The organism is Streptomyces sp. P9-2B-2 (assembly GCF_030406865.1).
Classification (GTDB): domain Bacteria; phylum Actinomycetota; class Actinomycetes; order Streptomycetales; family Streptomycetaceae; genus Streptomyces; species Streptomyces platensis.
The window spans coordinates 8,520,353-8,539,317 of record NZ_CP129126.1 but is presented as its reverse complement, the minus strand read 5'-3'; the positions used below and the strand labels follow the sequence as shown (position 1 = coordinate 8,539,317).

The following is an 18,965-nucleotide window of genomic DNA, read 5'->3' as shown; positions in this document are numbered from 1 at the left end:
TCACCGCAGGCTGTACGCCGCGGCCCGCCGCCCGTCAGCCGGCGGCCCGGCTTTTGTGCCCCTTCGGCGGGACGCAGAGGACCGCGAGCACGGCAGCCATCAGATACGCGGCCGCGCCGATGGCCATGCTCGTCCGCAGCCCGGCCGGGAAGCCGGCCGCCGCGGCCAGCAGGGAGCCGCCCAGCGCGACGCCTGCCGCGCTGCCGATCTGGCGGGTGGTGTTGAACAGTGCGGAGGCGGTACCGGAGTACGCGTCCGGGGCGGCCGACATCACCGTGGCGGTCGCTCCGGTGAGGGCGAAGGACGTGCCGAAGCCCGCCGCCATCATCGGCCCCACGAGCAGCAGGTAGTCCGGATCCGGTCCGGCGGCCGCCCAGCCGGCCAGACCTGCCGCGCCCAGCAGCATGCCGGTGACCACGAGCGGGCGGTGTCCGGTACGGCGGGCCAGCCGCCCGGACAGGACGGAGGCGAACATGGTCATGGCCACCGCCGGGAAGAGGGCGAGCCCGGTGCGCAGCGCGGTCAGGCCGCGGTGGTGCTGGAAGTACAGGCTGGCGGTGAAGATCATGCCGTAGAAGGCGAAGTTGAAGAGGAGTCCGATGGCCGCGGCCCCGCTCATCGGGCGGGAGCGCAGCAGCCGCAGCGGCAGCACGGGGGTGCGTGCCAGGCGCTCGCGCAGCACGAACGCGGCGGCCGACAGCAGACACAGGCCGGCTCCGGTGAGGATCAGCGGGTCCGTCCAGCCCCGGCGTCCGGCCTCGTTGAGGACGGTGGTGAGCAGGGCGACCGTGGCGATGAGCGCGCACTGGGCGGGCCAGTCCAGGGGGCGGTCCGTACGCCGGGCCGAAGCGGAGACATGACGCAGCGTCAGCAGCAGGCAGGCGCATCCGACGGGCAGGTTGATGAAGAACACCCAGCGCCAGCCCACGGTGGTGACCAGGAGGCCGCCCAGCAGGGGTCCGGCGGAGGCCGCGATCCCCGCCATGGAGCCCCACAGGCCGAAGGCCCGGGAGCGCTCGGCGGGTGCCGGATACGCCTGTTGGAGGAGGGCGAGCGAGCCGGGGACGATCAGGGCCGCGCCGAGTCCTTCCACCAGCCGGGCGGCGATCAGGGCCCCGCTGGTCGGTGCCAGGCCGCAGGCGGCCGAGGCGAGCGTGAAGACCACCACGCCGGTGCAGAAGATCCGGCGGTTGCCCAGCCGGTCCCCCAGCGCGCCGCCGGTGAGCAGCAGACCGGCGAAGACCAGGGTGTAGCCGTCGGTGATCCACTGGATCCCGGTGAGCGAGGCGGACAGTTCCCGCCCCACCACCGGGACGGCGACGTTGATGACGGTCACGTCCAGGATGACCATGAAGTAGCCCGCGCAGACCGCCAGAAGCGGAGCCGGCGGCCGGCCCGGCGCCGCAGGTCTGCCCGGTCGGTCGGCCCGGGGCCGGTCGGCACGCACCATGGCGACACGGTAGGGCCGGGACGAACGCCTTGCGCGCACGTGAGGGGTCCGGCGGCGCGCCGGGCCCGCACGCGGGACCGCGTCGTCCACGCCGGACGCACCACCGGGGATACCGGCGCACAGCCGAGGCGCTCTTCCGCGAGGTCGAGCACCGCCGCCCCCTACCCCTGATACCTGAGAGCTACCACCGAAGTACGCTCCCTGGCGGGACGTCGACCAAGTGCCCTGCTCCATAGCTTCGGTACCGGAAGCCACGACCGGCTTCCGGTACGGAAGGACCATCCATCATGGCGTCCCGCCCGCGCGGCAGCCGTCCGCTGCGCACTCTGCTCGCCGCTTTCGTCGTCACCGCGGTGGTGGTGCCCGTCTCGGGTGCGGCCCGCCCCGCGGCCGTCCCGGCACCCGCCCCCAAGGCCCTCGCTCCGCTGCGGTCCGCCGCCCCCGGTGCGCTCGCCGAGCGCTACGCCGTAAACCGCGAGGGGATCCGCGCGGCGGAGCGGATGGCCGAGGGCCACGGCGACCGGGCGCGGGCCGGGGTACTGCGCGGGATGGCCGGCCCGGAGCGGCAGTTCCTGTTCTTCGACGGCCGCGACGGAGGCCGCACCACCGAGGTCTTCGGCGACCTGGCACGGGCCGACCGGATCACCGTACTGGTGCCGGGCTCGGACACCCACCTCGACCGGTACGCACGTCTGCGGTCCGGCGCGCTGGCGCTCCAGCGGGAGTTGGGCGGCCGGTCCGCGGTCCTCGCCTGGGTCGGGTACCGGACGCCGAGCACGGTGAGTCCCGATGTCCTCACCCCCGGCCGCGCGGCGGAGGCCGCTCCCGGACTCCGCGCCTTCGTCGGTGCCGTGGCGAAGCTCCGTCCCACGGCGCGGCTCTCCGTGCTCTGCCATTCGTACGGGGCCGTGGTCTGTGGCCGGGCGGCGCCGGGGCTGGATGTCGCGGACCTGGTGCTGTTCGGCAGCCCCGGCGCGGGCGCCGAAAACGTCGCGGCGCTGCACACCCCGGCGACGGTGTGGGCCGGCCGGGGCGACGACGACTGGATCGCCGATGTGCCGCACGGACAGCTGCAACTCCCCTTCGGGACCCTCGGGTTGGGAGCCGATCCGGTCGCGCCGGAGTTCGGCGCCCGGGTCTTCGCGGCGGGTCCTGGCGGCCACAGCGACTACCTCACGCCCGGTTCCGTGTCCCTGCGGAACCTCGCCCGGATCGTGTCCGGCCAGGCCCCTTCCGAGGAGAGCAGCGATGCGTGAACTCATCCGGCGGATCGACGCCGCGACACCGGCCGACCGTGACCGCGGTGTCGACGCCCTGCGTGCGCTCGCCATTCTCGGGGTGATGCTCGGACACTGGCTGGTGACCGCGCTGGTCGCCGACAGCGGCACGGTGCGGGTCGTCAGCCCCCTCCACGAGCTGCCGCACCTCACCCCGGTCTCCTGGCTTCTCCAGACCCTGGCGGTCTTCTTTCTGGTGGGTGGTCAGATGGCGGCGACGAGCTATGCCGCCACCCGCGCCCGGGGCGGGACCTACCGTGGGTGGCTCGGCGCCCGGATGGCCCGGCTGTTCCGGCCCGTGGCGGCCATGCTGGTCGTCTGGAGCGTCGTGGCGGGCGGGCTGCTCGTCGCGGGGGCCGGTCTGGACACCGTCCACACCCTCGGCAAACTGGCGCTGTCCCCGCTCTGGTTCCTGCTGGTGTTCGCCGCGCTGACGGCGGCGACTCCGGTGGCCGCCCGGCTGCATCCGCTGTGGCCGCTCGCCGTCGTCCTGCACATCGATCTGCTCCGGTTCGGGCTCGGCGGCCCGGCCTGGCTCGGCTGGACCAATGTGGCGGCCGGCTGGCTGGTGCCGTACTGCCTGGGCGCGGCCTGGGCCCGGGGCGGGCTGCGGAGCCGGGCGACGGCATGGGTGCTGCTGCTCGGCGGCGCCGCCACCACCGCCGGACTCGTCCTGTGGGCCGGCTACCCGGCCGCCATGGTCGGGGTGCCCGGCGCCGTGATATCCAACCTCAACCCGCCCACCCTCGCGGCGGTCACCTTCGGTCTCGCGCAGTGCGGGGCGGCCCTGCTGCTGCTCGGCCCCCTGCAGCGGCTGCTCCAACGCCCCGCCGTCTGGGCGGCGGTGGCGCTGATGAACCTCTCGGCGATGACGCTCTTCCTGTGGCACCAGACCGCGATGATGGCGGTCACCGCGGTCGGTCTGCTCACCGGCGGGTTCCTGCCCGGTCTGCACACCCTTCCCGACGGTGCCGGCTGGGTCCTCGCCCGGCTGGGCTGGCTGCCGGTGTTCGCGCTGGCGCTGCTGGTGTGCTGGTCCGCGTTCCGCACGTACGAGCAGGGGCGGCGCCGCGGCAGCAGCATGGTGGTCCGGGCGGGGCGTCCCGCTGAGGTCGGGGCGGTGCGGCGTGCTTAGGATGCACCGTGTGAGCCAGGGGGGTTGGAAGAGCAGCGGGCCGCGGCTGTGGGCGGCCGTGCGGGGGCTGCCGCATACCCTGCGCGCGGATCTGTGGACCGTGGCGCGCGATCCACTGCCCCGGATGCGCTGGCTGGGCCGGCTGCCGCATGGCCATGTGGTGCTGGCCGCGGTGCTCATGGGCTGGCTCAACGCCGACCGGTACAAGGTGGATTTCGGGCCGTTCGCGGTGACCACCGTGGTGACGCTGGCGGTGCTCCAATCGGGCGCCGTAGTCCTCGCGCTGTCCCGCCCGGTGCCCGCCTGGTGGCTGTCGACGATCGCGCTCTTCCTGGTCAGGAATGTCGGCGGGGTCAAGACCAGCCATGACGCCCTGTGGTCCTGGAGCATCCCGGGCATCGCCCTGCACGCCCTGGTGCTGTTCCTTCTGGCGCTGCGGGTCCGGCCCCGTATCGCGGCCGAGGCGCTGGGGTTCTCGCTTCTGGCGGCGGTGGCCGCACTGGCCTTCTTGGGGCCGGTACCGGACCCGAGCCTTCTGCCGGGTGCGGCCCCGCCGGTCCTCGCGTCCTCCGCCCAGGACGTGACGGTCCTCCAGGATGCGGTGACCTTCACGGCAGCGGTGGTGCTGGGCGCCGCGCTGCGCGGCCGCCGGGTGGCCCGTCACCAGCTCGTCGAGCAGGAGGTTCTCACCGCCGGGGAGCGGGCCCGGCGCACCCTGCTGGAGGAGCGCAACCGGATCGCCCGTGAACTGCACGACGTGGTCGCCCATCACATGTCGGTGATCTCGATCCAGGCGCAGGTCGCCCCGCATCTGGTCAAGGACCCCACCGACGAACTCAAGGAGAACCTCGCGGGCATCCGCGGGAGCGCCGTCGAGGCGCTGACCGAACTCCGGCGGGTGCTGGGCGTGCTGCGCTCGGAGGAAGCCCTGGCGGACGGGGTCCGGCACACCCCGCAGCCCACTCTCGGCCGGCTGGACGAGCTGGTCGGCGCGGTGCGCGGAGCCGGGCTCAGGGTCACCACCGAGATCACCGGTGAGCCGCGCCCGCTGTCCCCGGGTGTCGAGCTGTCGGCGTTCCGTATCGTCCAGGAGGCGCTCAGCAACGCGCTCCGGCACGCGCCCGGCGCGGAGGTGCGGGTGGCCCTCGGGTACCGGTCCGGCGGTCTCACCATCCGCGTCGCCAACACCGCGCCGGACCGGCCCGCCCCGCCCTCGCAGGGCGCCGGCCACGGCCTGCTGGGGATGCATGAGCGCACCACCATGCTCGGCGGCGAACTCGCCACCGGCCCCACCCCCGACGGCGGTTACGAAGTGACCGCGATCCTGCCCGCCCAGGCCGCACAGCCTGCCGACCCCCGTGAGCCTGCCCCATGACGACCATCCGCGTGCTGATCGCCGACGACCAGATGATGGTCCGTCAGGGCTTCACGGTGCTGCTCAACGCCGAACCCGATATCGAGGTCATCGGCCAGGCCGTCGACGGCCTCGACGCCCTGGCCCAGGTCGAACAGCTCGCCCCGGACGTCGTCCTGATGGACGTCCGGATGCCCCGGCTCGGCGGAATCGAGGCGACCCGTCGTCTCACCGAACCGGCCGGGGCCACCGTCAAGGTCCTCGTCCTGACCACCTTCGACCTCGATGAGTATGTGTACGAGGCGCTGCGCGCGGGCGCCTCCGGTTTCCTGCTGAAGGACGCCTCGGCGGCTGAACTCGCCCAGGCCGTACGGGTTGTGGCGGCCGGTGACGCGCTGCTCGCACCGAACCTCACCAAGCGCCTCATCGCCGAGTTCTCCCGGGTCACCAGCGCACCGCGGGCCCCGCTCAAGGAGCGCGTCGGCGACCTCACGGAACGCGAGACCGAGGTCCTGTCCCTGATCGCCCAGGGCCTGGCGAACGGCGAGATAGCGGAGCGGCTGGTGCTGGCGGAACAGACCGTGAAGAGCCATGTGGGCCGGATCCTGAGCAAGTTGGGCCTGCGAGACCGGACTCAGGCCGCCGTCTTCGCGTATGAGACAGGGGTGGTCCGCCCGACCGGGTATTGAGCGGCCGGGGGGACGGGGCGCGGACGGGCGGGGAACCGGCCGCTGCGGCAGACGGCGCGGCTCAGGCATCGGCCTCGGGTACTCCCTTCGGCTCCGCCGCGGGGCGGAGTGCCACCCACCTGTGGAGCGATGCCCGGCGGCCCGGCGGACGGGACCGTGGTGATCAGCGGGGAATCGACGCCCCGCCGCACCGAGTCCGGTGCCGCTCTCATCCGCAGGAGTACGCCATGCCCCGAATGCGCCGCCCGTTGCTCGTGGCCGGTACCGCCCTCGCCGTCTGCACGGCGCTCGTGCTGCCCCTGGCCACGACCGAACCGGCCGCGGCGGCCGGGCCCGAGGTGCGGGCCGCCCGGCACACCGCCGACGCACCGTCACTGACGGGCGACGTCAAGCTCGCCCGGCAGCCCGGCGACAACGTCCACTTCCGCATCGACGCCCATGGCTTCGCCGATCAGGCGCGCGGCACCTTCCACGTCAGCCACCACTTCGGCAAGACCTGGGGCGGCTACTTCAAGGGCCGGATCGACTGCCTGCTGACCGGCGGCCCGGTGGCCGTCGCCACCGGCATCGTGACCGAGTCGCACTTCACCGGCGCACCGGGCCTGCCGGAGATCGGGGACCTCAGGGGCAAGCGGTTCGGCTTCACCGTCCTGGACAGCGGCAAGAAGGACCGGCTGGGCTACAGCTGGGCGATGGACGGCGTCCCGAAGAACAGCGTCGGCAAGTGCCTGGGCTCGGCCCCGTTCGAGACCCTGGAGAAGGGTGACTTGAAGGTCCACCACTGGATGCCGCCGCGCGGGGCCGCCAAGCGGTGATCCACCGCCGTCCAACCGTCCCGGGTGCCGTGCGCCGACGCGCGCGGCACCCGCGGTCATGCCCGCCGGGCGCGTGCCCCGGCGCGGCCTGCGGTTACAGCTGGAAGGAGTCGGCCAGGGTGTCCATCTGCGCGGTGAGCAGAGTCGGCGTCCGGTGCCCCATCCCGGCGTACTGACCGGACACCTCCAGGCTGACCGTGCCGTGCAGTTGGGACCAGGCCAGCACCGTGCCGGCGAGGGCGGTGGCCGCCGCCGCGTCCTCCGGAGCCCGCCCGGTGTGCTCCGCCACCCAGTCCGCGACGCCCTTCTCCTCGCGTGCCCATACGGCCATCTCCTCGGCGACCGGCCGCAGCGCCGCCGTGGGCTCACCGGCGGCGAACACCTTCAGGAACGGCCCGAGGACGGCCCGCGCACGCAGCAGGGTGTCGGGCGGCGCCGCGTATCCGGGCAGCGGGGTTCCCTGGATCAGCAGATAGCGGTGCGGCTGGGCGACGGCCCAGTCCCGGTAGGCGCCGGCGAGGGCGTGCAGGGTGGCGCGGGCATCGCCGTCGGGCGCGGCGCCGACCCGGCCGACGACCTGCGCCACGTCGTCGTAGGCGTCCCGGATCAGCTCGCTCAGCAGATCGTCCCGGCCGGCGAAGTAGCGGTAGAGGGCGGGTCCTGACAGCCCCATGTCCTTGGCGATACGGGTGAGCGCGACGGCCTGGATGCCGCCCTCGGCGAGCTGCTGGAGCGCGGCCGTCTTGATCTCCGCGCGGTTCTGTTCGCGGTAGCGCGCCCGGGGGCTCCGTGCCTCGGCAGCCATGTTCTCCTCCGGTGTTCGCGACGACATGAAGCAGGCGTGAGTGGTCATTGCCAATCGTAGCCAACACATCAGTTGCCATGACCCATCGCAAGAGTTATGGTCTCTAACAGAAGCGAGAGGGCGGAACGAGAGAATCGCTCGATCCGCTCGCCACTCCCCCGCCTTTCGGCCCCCCGGCCCGGAGAGAAGGAACTGCCATGCCTGCTGCCACCGAACCGCTGCACGTCGTCCTGGGCGCCGGCCCCGCCGGCACCACGCTCGCCGGTGAGCTGGTGCGCCGCGGCCACGCCGTACGACTGGTCAGCCGCTCGGCGCCGGAGAACACCGTCGAGGGCGTCCAGCCCTTCGCCGCCGATGTGAGCACGGCCGACGGGGCGCTGGCCGCCGTCTCGGGCGCCTCGGTCATCTACCACTGCGTGAATGTCCCGTATCACCTCCAGGTCGAGGTGATGCCCCGGATCCAGTGCGCGGTACTGGCGGCAGCCGAGGTCACGGGGGCGCGGCTGGTCGTCCTGGACACGCTGTACCCCTACGGGCAGACCCGCGGTGAGGTGATGACGGAGGACACCCCGTGGCGGGCGACAAGCCGTAAGGGGCGGATGCGGGCGCAGCTGGACGAGCGCTATCTCGAAGCCCACCGGGCGGGGCGGGCCCGTGTCGTCCTCGGCCGGTCGGCCGACTTCGTCGGTCCCGGGGTGCTCAACTCGACGCTCGGCGGAGCGGTCTTCCCGGCCGCCCTGGGCGGCGGCGAGATCCTCGCCCTGGGCGACATCGACCTGCCGCACAGCTACACGGACATCCGGGATGTGGCGGCCGGGCTCGCCACGCTCGGCACCCGTCCGGAAGGCGACGGCCGGGTCTGGCACCTGCCGACCGCGCCAGCCGTCACCACCCGCGAGATCCACGCGATGATCGAGGAGCGGGTGGGCCACCAGCTCCAGCGGGTGGTCCTCACCGAACCCCGCCCCTTCGGGCCGTTCGACGCGGAGTTCATGGACGAGTACGCGGAGATGTTCTATCAGCACACCGAGCCGCAGATCGTGGACTCCACGGCCTTCGAGCGGACCTTCGGCATCCGCCCGACACCGCTGGACGCGACCCTGGACGCCACCGTCGAGTGGTTCCGCGCCCTGCTGGCCGGCTCCCGGAGCTGACCCGGCCGCGCGACCGCTAGCGGGCCACACGGACGCCGAGGGCCGACGCAGCGTGCGTCGGCCCTCGGTCTGCCGGTACGGGTCAGGAAGCGCTCGGCGGCGTCGCCGACCAGGCGGTCACCGACAGCGCGCCGCCGTCGACGGCCTTGTCGAAGCCCACGACACTGTGCGAGTTGCTCCCCGTCGGCGAGACCTGGAGGTACTTGGCCTGCGCGGACGACGGACCGGCGTGCGTCCAGACCAGGTCCGCGTAGCCGCTCCTGCCCGGCTTCAGGGTGACCTGGTGCACGCCCGGGTCCTGGGCGAAGTAGGTGTCACCGTGGTGCGCGGTGGTCTTGATGGCCGTGTGTCCGGCGCCCTCCAGCGCCAGCCCCGGGTAGCCGCTTATCGCGCAGGTGCTGCTGCCGGTGTTGGTCACCTTGAGATAGGTGCCCTCGTGGTTCATCCCGGCCTGACCCGAACCCGCGTCGGTGGTCGTGACCTTCAGCGTCCCCGGCTGGCACGCACCGGCCGCCGACGCGCCCGATCCTGCCGCGGAGGCCATCCCGGCGCCCGCGCCCGCGCACAGCGCGACGGCGGCGGCGACGGTGGCGGCGGTGCGCAGACCACGCATCGTCATCAGTCATCAACTCCCTCTTCTCCGGCGACCGGAGAACCTCGGTGGCACGCCGCCCGACCCGACCGCCCGGCTCCGCCCCGCACCCCCGCGAAGGGAGCCGGGAGCGAACGAGCCGGGCCTCAAGGACAGTCGGCGCGTCCTCGTTCGTTTACGCACCACCCACCCTGCGCGTCCCCACTGTTGCTCGACTAACGCCTCACTAACACCCGATAGGACCGGAATGAGTGGAGCGCTACTTATGCGTGCTATGCGAAGAGCAGGCGTAATGCCGGGAGTTGGACGAACAGCGAGGCCGCGGCACCGCTGAGGGCAGTGCGGCGGAAGCCGGTCCGAGCACGCGTGCGATGCTGGTGCACAGCGGATCATGGCAAAAATGGGGAGTGTACGGCAGCGTGCGGGCAGCGATACGGCGGACTGGGACGCACAGCTGGGACCGCTTCGCGGCATCCGACCCAGGGCTCTTGCGGCTGATGGCAGGCCTGCGCACGGTCGGCGCGATCGTGCTCACCCTCATCGTCCTGGCGCTGCTGGACACCGACGTCACACTGATGGTCGCGGGCGCCATGACCGCCATGGTGTCCACCTTCGCGATCAAGGAGAAGGAGGTGCGCGGCCAGGCGGTCACGCTCGCACTGGGCCTGCCGGTCGCGCTCACCGCGATGTCGCTGGGGGCGCTGCTGCACACCCTGGTCGTCGCCGGCGATCTGTTCTTCGTCCTGCTGATCTTCGGCGCCGTCTACTGCCGGCGGTTCGGTGACCGTGGCACCGCGCTCGGACTGATCGGCTTTCAGGTCTACTTCGTCTCGCTGTTCGTGCACGCCACCGGCCCGGCCCTGCCCGAGCTGTATCTGACGCTGGGCATCGCCTTCGTATGCAGCGCGATCGTCCGGTTCGCCGTCGTCCCGGAAACCCCCACCCGCACCCTGCCGCGGCTGCGCGAGGCCTTCCGGGCCCGTCTCGCCCAGCTGATGGCGACCCAGCTGGAGCTCCTGGACGCCGGACCCGATGACCTCGACGGGGTCCTCGACGACCTGCGGCGGCACACCGCCCGGCTGCACGAGGCGGCCCTGATGATCCAGGGGCACCTGGAGGAGGGCACCCGGGACGCGGCCACGGCGGGGCTGGTGGAACGCCGTGTCGCGGAGGCCGAGATCGCCGCGGAACGACTGGGGATGCTGATCCTCAACGCCCGCAGCGCCGACCGCGCGGACACCATCACCATGCATCTGCCGGACGCCCCCGTACCGGCCACGGGGACCCGGCTGGGCACCGAGGAGGAGGCGCTAGCCACCCTGCGCCGGGATCTGCGCGCGCTGCTGCTGCTGGTCGCCCGGCGCGCGCCCGACGACCGCGGCACCGCACTGGCCCTCGTCCGCAACCGGCTGCTCGGCTACCGGGAAGAGGACGATCTGCCGCGCGCCTCGGCTGCCATCCAGGACGTCTTCCGCGGGCTCGGCGAGGCCGCCCGTGCCGTCCTGGGCCTGCGGCTGGCACTGGACGGTCCGCAGGACGAGTCGGACGACTCCCCCGCCACCACTCGCTCGCGTGAGGAGTTCGACGCCGAGGATCTCTCGATCGTCGGCGCCGACGAGACCGAGGAGCCGGCGGACGACCGCACCGGGCTCGACCGGCCCACCACGCGGGCCGCGTTCCAGGTCGCGGTGGGCTCGACGCTGGCCATCATCGGCGGTGAGTTCCTGTCCAGCCAACGCTGGTACTGGGCGGTGCTGACCTGCTGGGTAGTCTTCCTCAACACCGCGTCCACGGGCGAGATCCTGGTGAAGGGCTATCGCCGGCTGGTCGGCACGGTCCTCGGCGTGGTCGCCGGGGTCGCGCTGGCCGGGCTGGTCGGCAACCACACCTGGAGCGCGTTCGCGCTGGTGCTGCTCTGCATCTTCGGGATGTGGTTCACCGCGCCGCTGTCGTACGCGCTGATGTCCTTCTTCACCACCGCGATGCTCGGGCTGCTCTACACCCTGCTCAACACCTACAGCCTCGACGTGCTGGTGCTGCGCATCGAGGAGACCGCGCTGGGCGCCGCGTGCGGGATCATCGGCGCCGTCCTGGTACTGCCGGTGCACACCGACCGCCGTACGGACGAGCTGCTGGGCACGGTGCTGGTCCGGCTGCGGGACGTGGTGTCCGCGGCGGTGGAGCAGCTCAGCGGCGGGCCCGCCGTCGACCTGCTGGGCATGGCACGCGATCTGGACACCGCGCTGGACGAGCTGCGCGCCTCCATCCAGCCGCTGACGCACCCGATCACCCCGCTGCGGGTCCGCCGGCGGACCGCCCGCTATCTGGTGGCGCTGCTGGAGACCTGCGCGTATCACGCCCGTTCGCTGGCGGCGACGGCGGAACTCGTGCCGTACAGCAAGACCATCGCGGCCGACCCGCGGCTCGCCCGGGCGGGCCGGCGCATCGGCCAGAACATCGATCTCCTCGTCGCCCGGGTGCTGGAGGAGAGCACCGAGGGCGAGGTCGACTCCGGTTTCAGCATCGCCGCGATGCTGGAGGCGGCCGGGGCGGGGGCGCTTCAGTCGGGCACGGTCACCTTCCGCGTGCTGCGGCATCTCCAGCGGCTCGACGAGGGAGTGGTGGGTCTCGCCCGGCCGCTCGACATACCGGTTTCCGGACCCAAGGGGAGCAAGGCCGGCTGAGCGGCGGCCAGTCAGTGACCGGCGGCTTCTCCCGGGCCGTTGCCGGTCATCCGCCGAAGGCCCCGGCGTCGTGCCGCGCGAGCACCGCTCGCTCCTCCTCGAGGGAGTAACCGGCCCGCAGCGGCGGCTCACCGCGCCCGCGGTCCCAGGCGAGGACATCGGCCAGGGTCACCGCCAGCGGGGTCGCGGTCAGCCCCGCCGCCCGGGCGCGCGCCGGACTGCGCTGCTGTGTCGTCCACTGCGGCCGGACGAGCGGGAACATCGGCGGCCGTCCGGCGGGCGACACCGGAACGATCTCGGTCTCGGCGCCCGCCACCCGCGCACAGGTCTCGATGAGCCCGCCGAGGGTGGTCGGCTCGTCCGGCCCCACCGCGTGGAACGCACCGGGACGCGCGTCGACGAGCAACCGCACCACCAGACGGGCCAGATCACGCGAGTCGATGAGCTGCACCGGCTGCCCGGGGTCGGCGGGCAGTGCCACCCGTCCGCCGCGGGCGGCCCGGCGTACCCAGTAGGGGACGGCGTCCGCCGAGTCGTACGGTCCGGCCACCCTTCCCGGCCGCACGATCGTCGCCCGTGCGCCGTACCGGGCCACCACATCGTCCTCGCAGGCCACCTTGAGCGGACCGTAGGTGTCCTCGCTGAGCTCCTCGGTGTCCCGTACGGGCGGCCGGCGCGGGGTGTCCTCGGTCGACCCCGGCCCCACCCCCTCGCGCTGGTACACCGCATGGCTGGAAACGAACAGATACCGCCCGGCCCGGTCCCCCAGCGCGTCCATCGCCTGCCCGACATGCCGTGGCACATAGCCGCTGACATCCACGACCGCGTCCCAACTGCCGTCGCGCAGTGCCCGGTAGTCGCCGGTGTCCCGGTCCCCGAGGAGCCGGGGCACCCCGGGGAACAGCTCCGTCCCGGTCTTCCCCCGGCCGAACAACGTCACCTCGGCGCCGGTGCGCAGCGCCTCGTCCACAAGGGCGCGGCCCACGAAGAATGTCCCGCCCAGTACCAGAATCCGCATGGTCCCCGACGCTACCGACCATGACGGCACGGCGCGGGCAAGGGGCCGGAAATTGATGTGCGTATCCGGTATCCGGTTGACAGGCTGGGATCATGAGTCCTGAGTCTGTCTCCGCCCCCCACACCACCGGTACGCCCCCGGCAACTGGCTGGATCACCACGCCCGTTACCGGGGACCTGCTGCGCGGTGCGCTCGATCTGGAGCACACCGAGCACGGGGTGCTGCCGCACCGGCTGCCCGCCCGGGCCCGCGCCCAGTGCGCCGACGACCTGCTGGCCATGGCGGAGGCCCAGCCCTCGGGGGTACGACTGGTGTTCCGCACCCGGGCCACCGCCGTCGAGCTGGACGCGCTGCGCACCAAGAACGCCTACGTGGGCGCCCCGCCCCGCCCGGACGGCGTGTACGACCTGTTCGTCGACGGGCAGCTCGCCGGGCAGGACGGTGTGACCGGCGGCAATGTTGCCCTGGTGAACATGACCACCGGGACCACGGAAATCCAGCCCGGCCCGGCCGGCACGGTCCGGTTCAGCGGTCTCCCCGACGGCGTCAAGGATGTCGAGATCTGGCTGCCGCACAACGAGATCACCGAGTTGATCGCGCTGCGCACCGATGCCCCCGTCGAGCCCCTCCCGGAGAGGGGCCGCAAGAGGTGGCTGCACCACGGCAGTTCGATCAGTCACGGCTCCGACGCCGCGAGCCCCAGCACCACCTGGCCGGCGCTGGCCGCCACCCTCGGCGGCGTGGAACTGACCAACCTGGGCCTGAGCGGCAGCGCCCTGCTCGACCCGTTCACCGCCCGCGCCCTGCGGGACACCCCCGCGGACCTGATCAGCATCAAGATCGGCATCAATCTGGTCAACGCCGACCTGATGCGGCTGCGCGCCTTCGGCCCGGCGGTACACGGCTTCCTCGACACCGTCCGCGAGGGCCACCCCACCACTCCGCTGCTGCTCGTCTCCCCCCTCCTGTGCCCCATCCACGAGGACGCCCCCGGCCCCACCGCCCCGGACTTCAGCAACCTCAGCGCGGGAAAGCTCCAGTTCAAGGCCGCGGGCGACCCCGCGGAACGGGCCATGGGCAAGCTGACACTCAACGTCATCCGGGGCGAACTGACCCGCATCGTCAAGCAGCGGGCGGCCGACGATCCGAACCTGCACCTCCTCGACGGGCGCGACCTCTACGGCGAGGCGGACTTCGCCGAACTCCCGCTGCCCGACCAGCTCCACCCGGACGCCGCCACCCACCGCCGCATCGGCGAACGCTTCGCCGCACTGGCCTTCGGCGCCGAGGGGCCGTTCGCGGCCGGGGTGCCCTCCTGACCATGCAGGACACCGTCCAAGCGACGGCTCCGCACGCTCCGCCATACGGGTCAAATTCATTCGGCTGCGTAGACGCGGTTTGCTGACAGTGTCTTACTGCTGTGAGTGAATTCCGGCGGGCCGCCCATCCCTCACCGGGGGTGGACGGCCGCGCCGGGGACGAACCTGAGCCCTCGGTATGGCTGCCATGTGAGCGCCCCCGCTGAGGAGACTTCACCACCCGCTGAGCCGTGGCGAACATGGCGGCCACAGGTGGTTGACGGCCCCTGACTCGAAGGAGGCTGTCATGGATACGACAGGTATGTGGACCACCCCGCAATCGTTCCCGCCGCACACCGCCGCTATGGGGGCGACGCCGACGAGCCCCACGGGACAAGAGATGTCGGCGGCAATTGTCGCCGCGATGCTTTCCCAGGGGGCCGTCCGGCCCGGCACAACGCTCCCGTTTGCAGGCGGACTTGCCGCGATGGCGTCGCCGTCCCTGGCGATGCTGCTCGCCAATGCGCTGGTACCCGTGGGGACCGGGCCGATCGGCGTGGCGATCACCCCGAACGGCGCCTTCGCCTACGTGGCGAACAACGGCGGCAACACCGTCAGCGTCATCGACACCGCCACGAACACGGTGACCGCCACTGTCCCGGGCCTGAACGGGCCGATCGATGTGGCGATCACGCCGAACGGCAGCTTCGTCTACGTCACCAATGGCAGCGGCAACACGGTGAGCGTCATCGACACCGCCACCAACACGATCACCGGTTCCCCCATCACCGTCGGCTCCAACCCGTTCGAGATCGACATCACCCCGGACGGTGCCTTCGCCTACGTCGCCAATCACGGCAGCGGCACGGTCAGCGTCATCGACACCAGCACCAACCTGTCGGTGGCCACCATCACCGTCGGCAGCTTGCCGAACGGTGTGGCGGTGAGCCCTGACGGCCTGACCGTCTACGTCAGCAACTCCGGCAGCGGCACGGTCAGCGTCATCGACACCGCCACGAACCTGGTGACGGCCACCGTCGCGGTCGGCGGCACTCCGATCGGAGTGGCGTTCACCCCTGACGGCAACTTCGCCTACGTGGCGAACAACGGCTCCAGCACCGTCAGCGTCATCGACACCACCACCGGCCCCCCGAGCGTCGTCACCACCATCCCCGGCTTCGGGACCCCGGCCGGTGTGGCGGTGAACCCGGACGGCACCCGGGTGTTCGTGGTGAACTTCGGCACCAACAACGTCAGTGTGATCGACACCGCCACCAACACGATCCTCACCACACTGCCCGTGGGCACCCAGCCCTCCCGCGATGCGGTGACCCCGGACGGCAACTTCCTCTACGTCACCAACAACGGAAGCAACAACGTCAGCGTCCTCCAGATCCGGCCGATCGTCACCAACATCACCCCGGCGTCCGGCTCGACCCTCGGCGGCGATCCGATCACGATCACCGGCAGTGGCTTCACCGGCGCGACCGCCGTCACGCTCAACTCCACCCCCGTCGCCAGTTTCATCGTGGTCGACGACAACACCATCACGGCGACCACGCCCGCGCATGCCGCGGGAACCGTGCAGGCAAGCGTGACCGTGCCCCTGGGGACCGGAACGGGCGGCAGCTTCACCTTCGTCCCTCCCGCACCCACGATCACCAGCATCAGCCCGGCCTCGGGCACCACCTCCGGCGGCACCCTGGTCACCATCACCGGCACCAACTTCACCGGTGCGACCGCCGTGAGCATCGCCGGGACCCCGGTCACCAGCTTCATGGTCGTCGACGACACCCACATCTCCGCGATCACCGCGCCGCACGCCCCTGGTACCGGTCCGGTGTCCGTCACCACTCCCGGCGGCACCGCCACCGGACCGGTGACCTACACCTACGTCACCCCGGCCCCCACCATCAGCGGCTTCACCCCCGCCTCCGGCAGCACCACGGGCGGCACACAAGTCACCATCACCGGAACCGGGTTCACCGGCGCGACCGCGGTCAGCATCGTCGGGACCCCCGCCGCGAGCTTCCAGGTGCTCAACGACACGACCATCGTCGCCATCACGGCGCCGCACGCACCTGGGAGCGGCCCGATCACCGTCACCACCCCGGGCGGAACGGCCGTCAGCGGCACCAACTACACGTACGTCACGCAGGCTCCGACCGTCACCGGCATCTTCCCCACCAGCGGCCCGGCCGGCGCCAGTACGCAGGTCGTCCTCAGCGGCACCGGCCTGACCGGCGCGACCAGCGTCACCGTCAACGGCAGCCCGGTGCCCTTCACCGTCGTCTCCGACAACCAGATCACGGCGACCCTGCCCCCGCACGCGGCCGGAACCGTCACCGTGACCGTCACCACCCCCGGCGGCAGCGCGAGCATCCCGTTCACCTACACCCGTGACCGCACCCAGCTGACCGCCACCCCCGCGATCGTCCAGGTCTTCCCGCCCCACCCCTACGCCGGGGTGCTGACCGCGACGCTGACCGACCTCGACACCGGACAGCCCATCGCCGGACAGCCCATCACCTTCTCCACCGGCAGCACCACGCTGTGCACCTCTGTCACCAACGCGCAGGGAGTGGCGACCTGCCCGGCGATCCTGGCGCTGCCGCTGATCATCCTCAACGGCGGATACACCGCCACCTACGCGGGCAACTCCGGCCACCAGCCCGCCACCGCCCACGGGGCCGTCATCACCATCTGACGAGCGGACGGCGGTCCGGTCAAAAGGCGCACCAGAACCTGAAATGCGACGCCCATGCGCCTGCCTGACGGCCCCTTCTTCGGGCGCCGAATCGAACCCGCAACCGTTCCCGGGCGCACCGGAAAAGGCCCGTGAACTCTCCCTTCCACACAATCAAGGAGCAGCGATGAAACTCCGCACAACGGCAGTCCGCGCACTCGCCACCGTGGCCGGCACCACCCTCGTGGCCACCGGTCTGGCTGTCACCCCGGCAGCCGCACAGACGTTGGTCCCGTGTTCTCCCGCGGCACTGGCGAGCGCCATCACCGCAGCAAACGCCACGGGCGGCACGCTCATCCTGGCACCGGGCTGTGTCTACGCCCTGTCCACCCCCCTGCCGTCCATCCAGAACAGCATCAACATCCTGGGCAACGGCGCCACCCTCACCCGTGCAGGATCGGCCCCCGCATTCCGCATCCTCACGGTGGACGCCTCCGGAAAGCTGAGCTTGCACCTGGCCACCGTCAGCAACGGTGACGCAACGGGAGACTTCGGCGGCGGCATCCGCAACGACGGCACCCTCAATGTCGTGCATTCCGCCATCCGGAACAACCGGGCCGACTTCTCCGGTGGAATCGGCGGCAATACCGGTTCCACCACCCGCATCATCCAGAGCATCATCTCCGGCAATTCCGTGACTCGTAACGGAGGCGGCCTGGCCAACGACGGCGATATGACCATCGCCCAGAGCTCCATCACCCACAACAAGGCGCTGGAAAAGGGCGGCGGAGTGGCCAACGACGCGACGCTGAAGATCCTGCAAAGCGAAATCCGGAACAACGAGGCATCCGGGCCGTCGGGTGTCGGGGGTGGAGTCGCCAACTTCGGCGGTGCCGGGGCCGTGACGACTCTCGCCGAGAGCCGGGTGTCCGACAACACCGCCACCAACGCTCCCGGCGGAATCTACAACGACAGCGGAAGCGTCGCGCTCCTCCTCAGCGCCGTCAACAACAACCAACCGACCAACTGCGCCGGCAGCCCCACCCCGGTCCCCGGCTGCCTGGGCTGACCCTCCTACCGCACCATCGCGACAGCCTGGCGGCGGCCGAACACCGGCCGCCGCCAGCTCTGGCGTCTAAGACAGGTCGTCGCCCGCCCCGGAGCGGCAGGCGGGGTGGCCCCAGCCGTCGGGGTTCTTGGTGATGGGCTCGCCCGCAGCGTAGGAGCGCCCGCAGCGGCAGCGGCCGGGGAATTTGGCGTTCAGGGTCCGCGTCTTCCCCGAGGTGCGCCGCTGCGGTGCGGAGGCGGTCTGCGCCGCCGGACCGGAGGCCCGTCGACGGGTACCGGCGGGCCGCACGGTGTCCGGGGCTGCCGGTGGCTCCGGGGAGCCGAGGGCGCTGCCGGCGGCCTCCTGGACGATCGCCGCCTGGCTCGCCGCCCGGTCGGCGAAGTCGTTGAGCGGATCGCCGTCCACCTGGTGCGCGGGGACATAGCGGAACTCCACGGAGCGGTCCGTGAGCAGCGCGTCGATACCGGCGACCAGTTCCTGGTTGGCGACCGGCTTGCCCGCGGCCGTCTTCCACCCCTTGCGCTTCCAGCCGGGCAGCCAGGTGGTGACGGCCTTCATCGCGTACTGGGAGTCCATCCGGATCTCGATCGGGACGGCCGGATCGGTGGCTGTCAGCAGACGTTCCAGAGCCGTGAGTTCCGCGACGTTATTGGTCGCGGTGCCCAGCGGCCCGGCCTCCCACCGCACGACGGTTCCGGCACCGTCGGCGATGACCCAGGCCCAGCCGGCGGGCCCGGGGTTTCCTTTCGAAGCGCCGTCACAGGCGGCGATCACGCGTTCAGCCATGTGCGCGATCATGCCAGGCAGCGGCGCACCACGCGAAGCCGCCTCCGCGAGCCCACGGCGCGCGACCGCTCGGCGCCGGGCGGTCCGGCGTGCGCATCCGCAGGGGCCTCCTACGCTGGAACGGAGACCCGTGCCCGGAGCCGGGACGGGGAG

15 protein-coding genes are annotated in these 18,965 nt (G+C 72.0%); 10 read left to right on the top strand and 5 right to left on the bottom strand.

Features of this window, described 5'->3' with window-relative positions; all coding sequences use genetic code 11:
• Positions 1 to 34 precede the first annotated feature (34 nt).
• Entirely contained in the window at positions 35 to 1,450 is a 1,416-nt protein-coding gene (locus QT196_RS37580) for an MFS transporter (protein WP_168483132.1), read from the bottom strand.
• Between the two features lie 287 nt (positions 1,451 to 1,737).
• Between QT196_RS37580 and QT196_RS37575 the strand changes: the two genes are divergently transcribed.
• The 5 genes from QT196_RS37575 to QT196_RS37555 all read left to right on the top strand — a co-directional run bounded on the left by QT196_RS37575 (position 1,738) and on the right by QT196_RS37555 (position 6,720).
• Positions 1,738 to 2,706 (top strand): alpha/beta hydrolase, encoded by a 969-nt coding sequence (locus QT196_RS37575; protein ID WP_168483131.1) that lies wholly within the window; start codon positions 1,738 to 1,740, stop codon positions 2,704 to 2,706.
• Positions 2,699 to 3,862: an acyltransferase gene (locus tag QT196_RS37570; protein WP_168483130.1), complete on the top strand. Its 1,164-nt coding sequence runs from the start codon at positions 2,699 to 2,701 to the stop codon at positions 3,860 to 3,862. Before QT196_RS37575 ends, QT196_RS37570 begins: the two co-directional genes overlap by 8 nt.
• A gap of 10 nt (positions 3,863 to 3,872) precedes the next feature.
• Positions 3,873 to 5,237, top strand: a complete 1,365-nt coding sequence (locus QT196_RS37565; protein WP_248001523.1) for a sensor histidine kinase — start codon at positions 3,873 to 3,875, stop codon at positions 5,235 to 5,237.
• Complete coding sequence (locus QT196_RS37560) at positions 5,234 to 5,905, top strand: response regulator transcription factor (protein WP_168483128.1); 672 nt, start codon at positions 5,234 to 5,236, stop codon at positions 5,903 to 5,905. Before QT196_RS37565 ends, QT196_RS37560 begins: the two co-directional genes overlap by 4 nt.
• Before the next feature lie 227 nt (positions 5,906 to 6,132).
• On the top strand, positions 6,133 to 6,720 hold the full coding sequence (locus QT196_RS37555) for a hypothetical protein (protein ID WP_266736947.1): 588 nt from the start codon (positions 6,133 to 6,135) through the stop codon (positions 6,718 to 6,720).
• A 94-nt stretch (positions 6,721 to 6,814) separates the two neighbouring features.
• On the opposite strand, the gene QT196_RS37550 is transcribed toward QT196_RS37555, so the two are convergent.
• Positions 6,815 to 7,525 (bottom strand): TetR/AcrR family transcriptional regulator, encoded by a 711-nt coding sequence (locus tag QT196_RS37550; RefSeq protein WP_266737167.1) that lies wholly within the window; start codon positions 7,523 to 7,525, stop codon positions 6,815 to 6,817.
• A gap of 197 nt (positions 7,526 to 7,722) precedes the next feature.
• Between QT196_RS37550 and QT196_RS37545 the strand changes: the two genes are divergently transcribed.
• Positions 7,723 to 8,679: an NAD-dependent epimerase/dehydratase family protein gene (locus tag QT196_RS37545; RefSeq protein WP_266736945.1), complete on the top strand. Its 957-nt coding sequence runs from the start codon at positions 7,723 to 7,725 to the stop codon at positions 8,677 to 8,679.
• Between the two features lie 82 nt (positions 8,680 to 8,761).
• Here the strand turns inward: QT196_RS37545 and QT196_RS37540 are convergent, their stop codons facing one another.
• Positions 8,762 to 9,298, bottom strand: coding sequence for a DUF4232 domain-containing protein (locus tag QT196_RS37540; RefSeq protein ID WP_168483125.1), 537 nt, complete (start codon positions 9,296 to 9,298; stop codon positions 8,762 to 8,764).
• 470 nt (positions 9,299 to 9,768) lie between these two features.
• On the opposite strand from QT196_RS37540, the gene QT196_RS37535 reads away from it, so the two are divergent.
• A complete protein-coding gene (locus tag QT196_RS37535) occupies positions 9,769 to 11,955 on the top strand; it encodes an FUSC family protein (protein ID WP_248001714.1) in 2,187 nt (728 codons plus the stop codon).
• A 46-nt stretch (positions 11,956 to 12,001) separates the two neighbouring features.
• Here the strand turns inward: QT196_RS37535 and QT196_RS37530 are convergent, their stop codons facing one another.
• The gene (locus tag QT196_RS37530; RefSeq protein WP_290356530.1) at positions 12,002 to 12,973 is read right to left on the bottom strand and encodes an NAD-dependent epimerase/dehydratase family protein; all 972 of its coding nucleotides are present in this window, start codon (positions 12,971 to 12,973) and stop codon (positions 12,002 to 12,004) included.
• A gap of 92 nt (positions 12,974 to 13,065) precedes the next feature.
• Here QT196_RS37530 and QT196_RS37525 point away from each other — a divergent pair, with 92 nt between their 5' ends.
• The 3 genes from QT196_RS37525 (at position 13,066) to QT196_RS37515 (ending at position 18,026) form a co-directional block, all read left to right on the top strand.
• Positions 13,066 to 14,292 (top strand): GDSL-type esterase/lipase family protein, encoded by a 1,227-nt coding sequence (locus QT196_RS37525; protein ID WP_290356529.1) that lies wholly within the window; start codon positions 13,066 to 13,068, stop codon positions 14,290 to 14,292.
• A gap of 286 nt (positions 14,293 to 14,578) precedes the next feature.
• On the top strand, positions 14,579 to 16,978 hold the full coding sequence (locus QT196_RS37520) for an IPT/TIG domain-containing protein (protein WP_290356528.1): 2,400 nt from the start codon (positions 14,579 to 14,581) through the stop codon (positions 16,976 to 16,978).
• A 166-nt stretch (positions 16,979 to 17,144) separates the two neighbouring features.
• Positions 17,145 to 18,026: a hypothetical protein gene (locus QT196_RS37515; RefSeq protein ID WP_168483120.1), complete on the top strand. Its 882-nt coding sequence runs from the start codon at positions 17,145 to 17,147 to the stop codon at positions 18,024 to 18,026.
• Positions 18,027 to 18,092: 66 nt separating this feature from the next.
• Here the strand turns inward: QT196_RS37515 and QT196_RS37510 are convergent, their stop codons facing one another.
• Positions 18,093 to 18,824 (bottom strand): ribonuclease H, encoded by a 732-nt coding sequence (locus QT196_RS37510; RefSeq protein ID WP_168483119.1) that lies wholly within the window; start codon positions 18,822 to 18,824, stop codon positions 18,093 to 18,095.
• Positions 18,825 to 18,965: the final 141 nt, after the last annotated feature.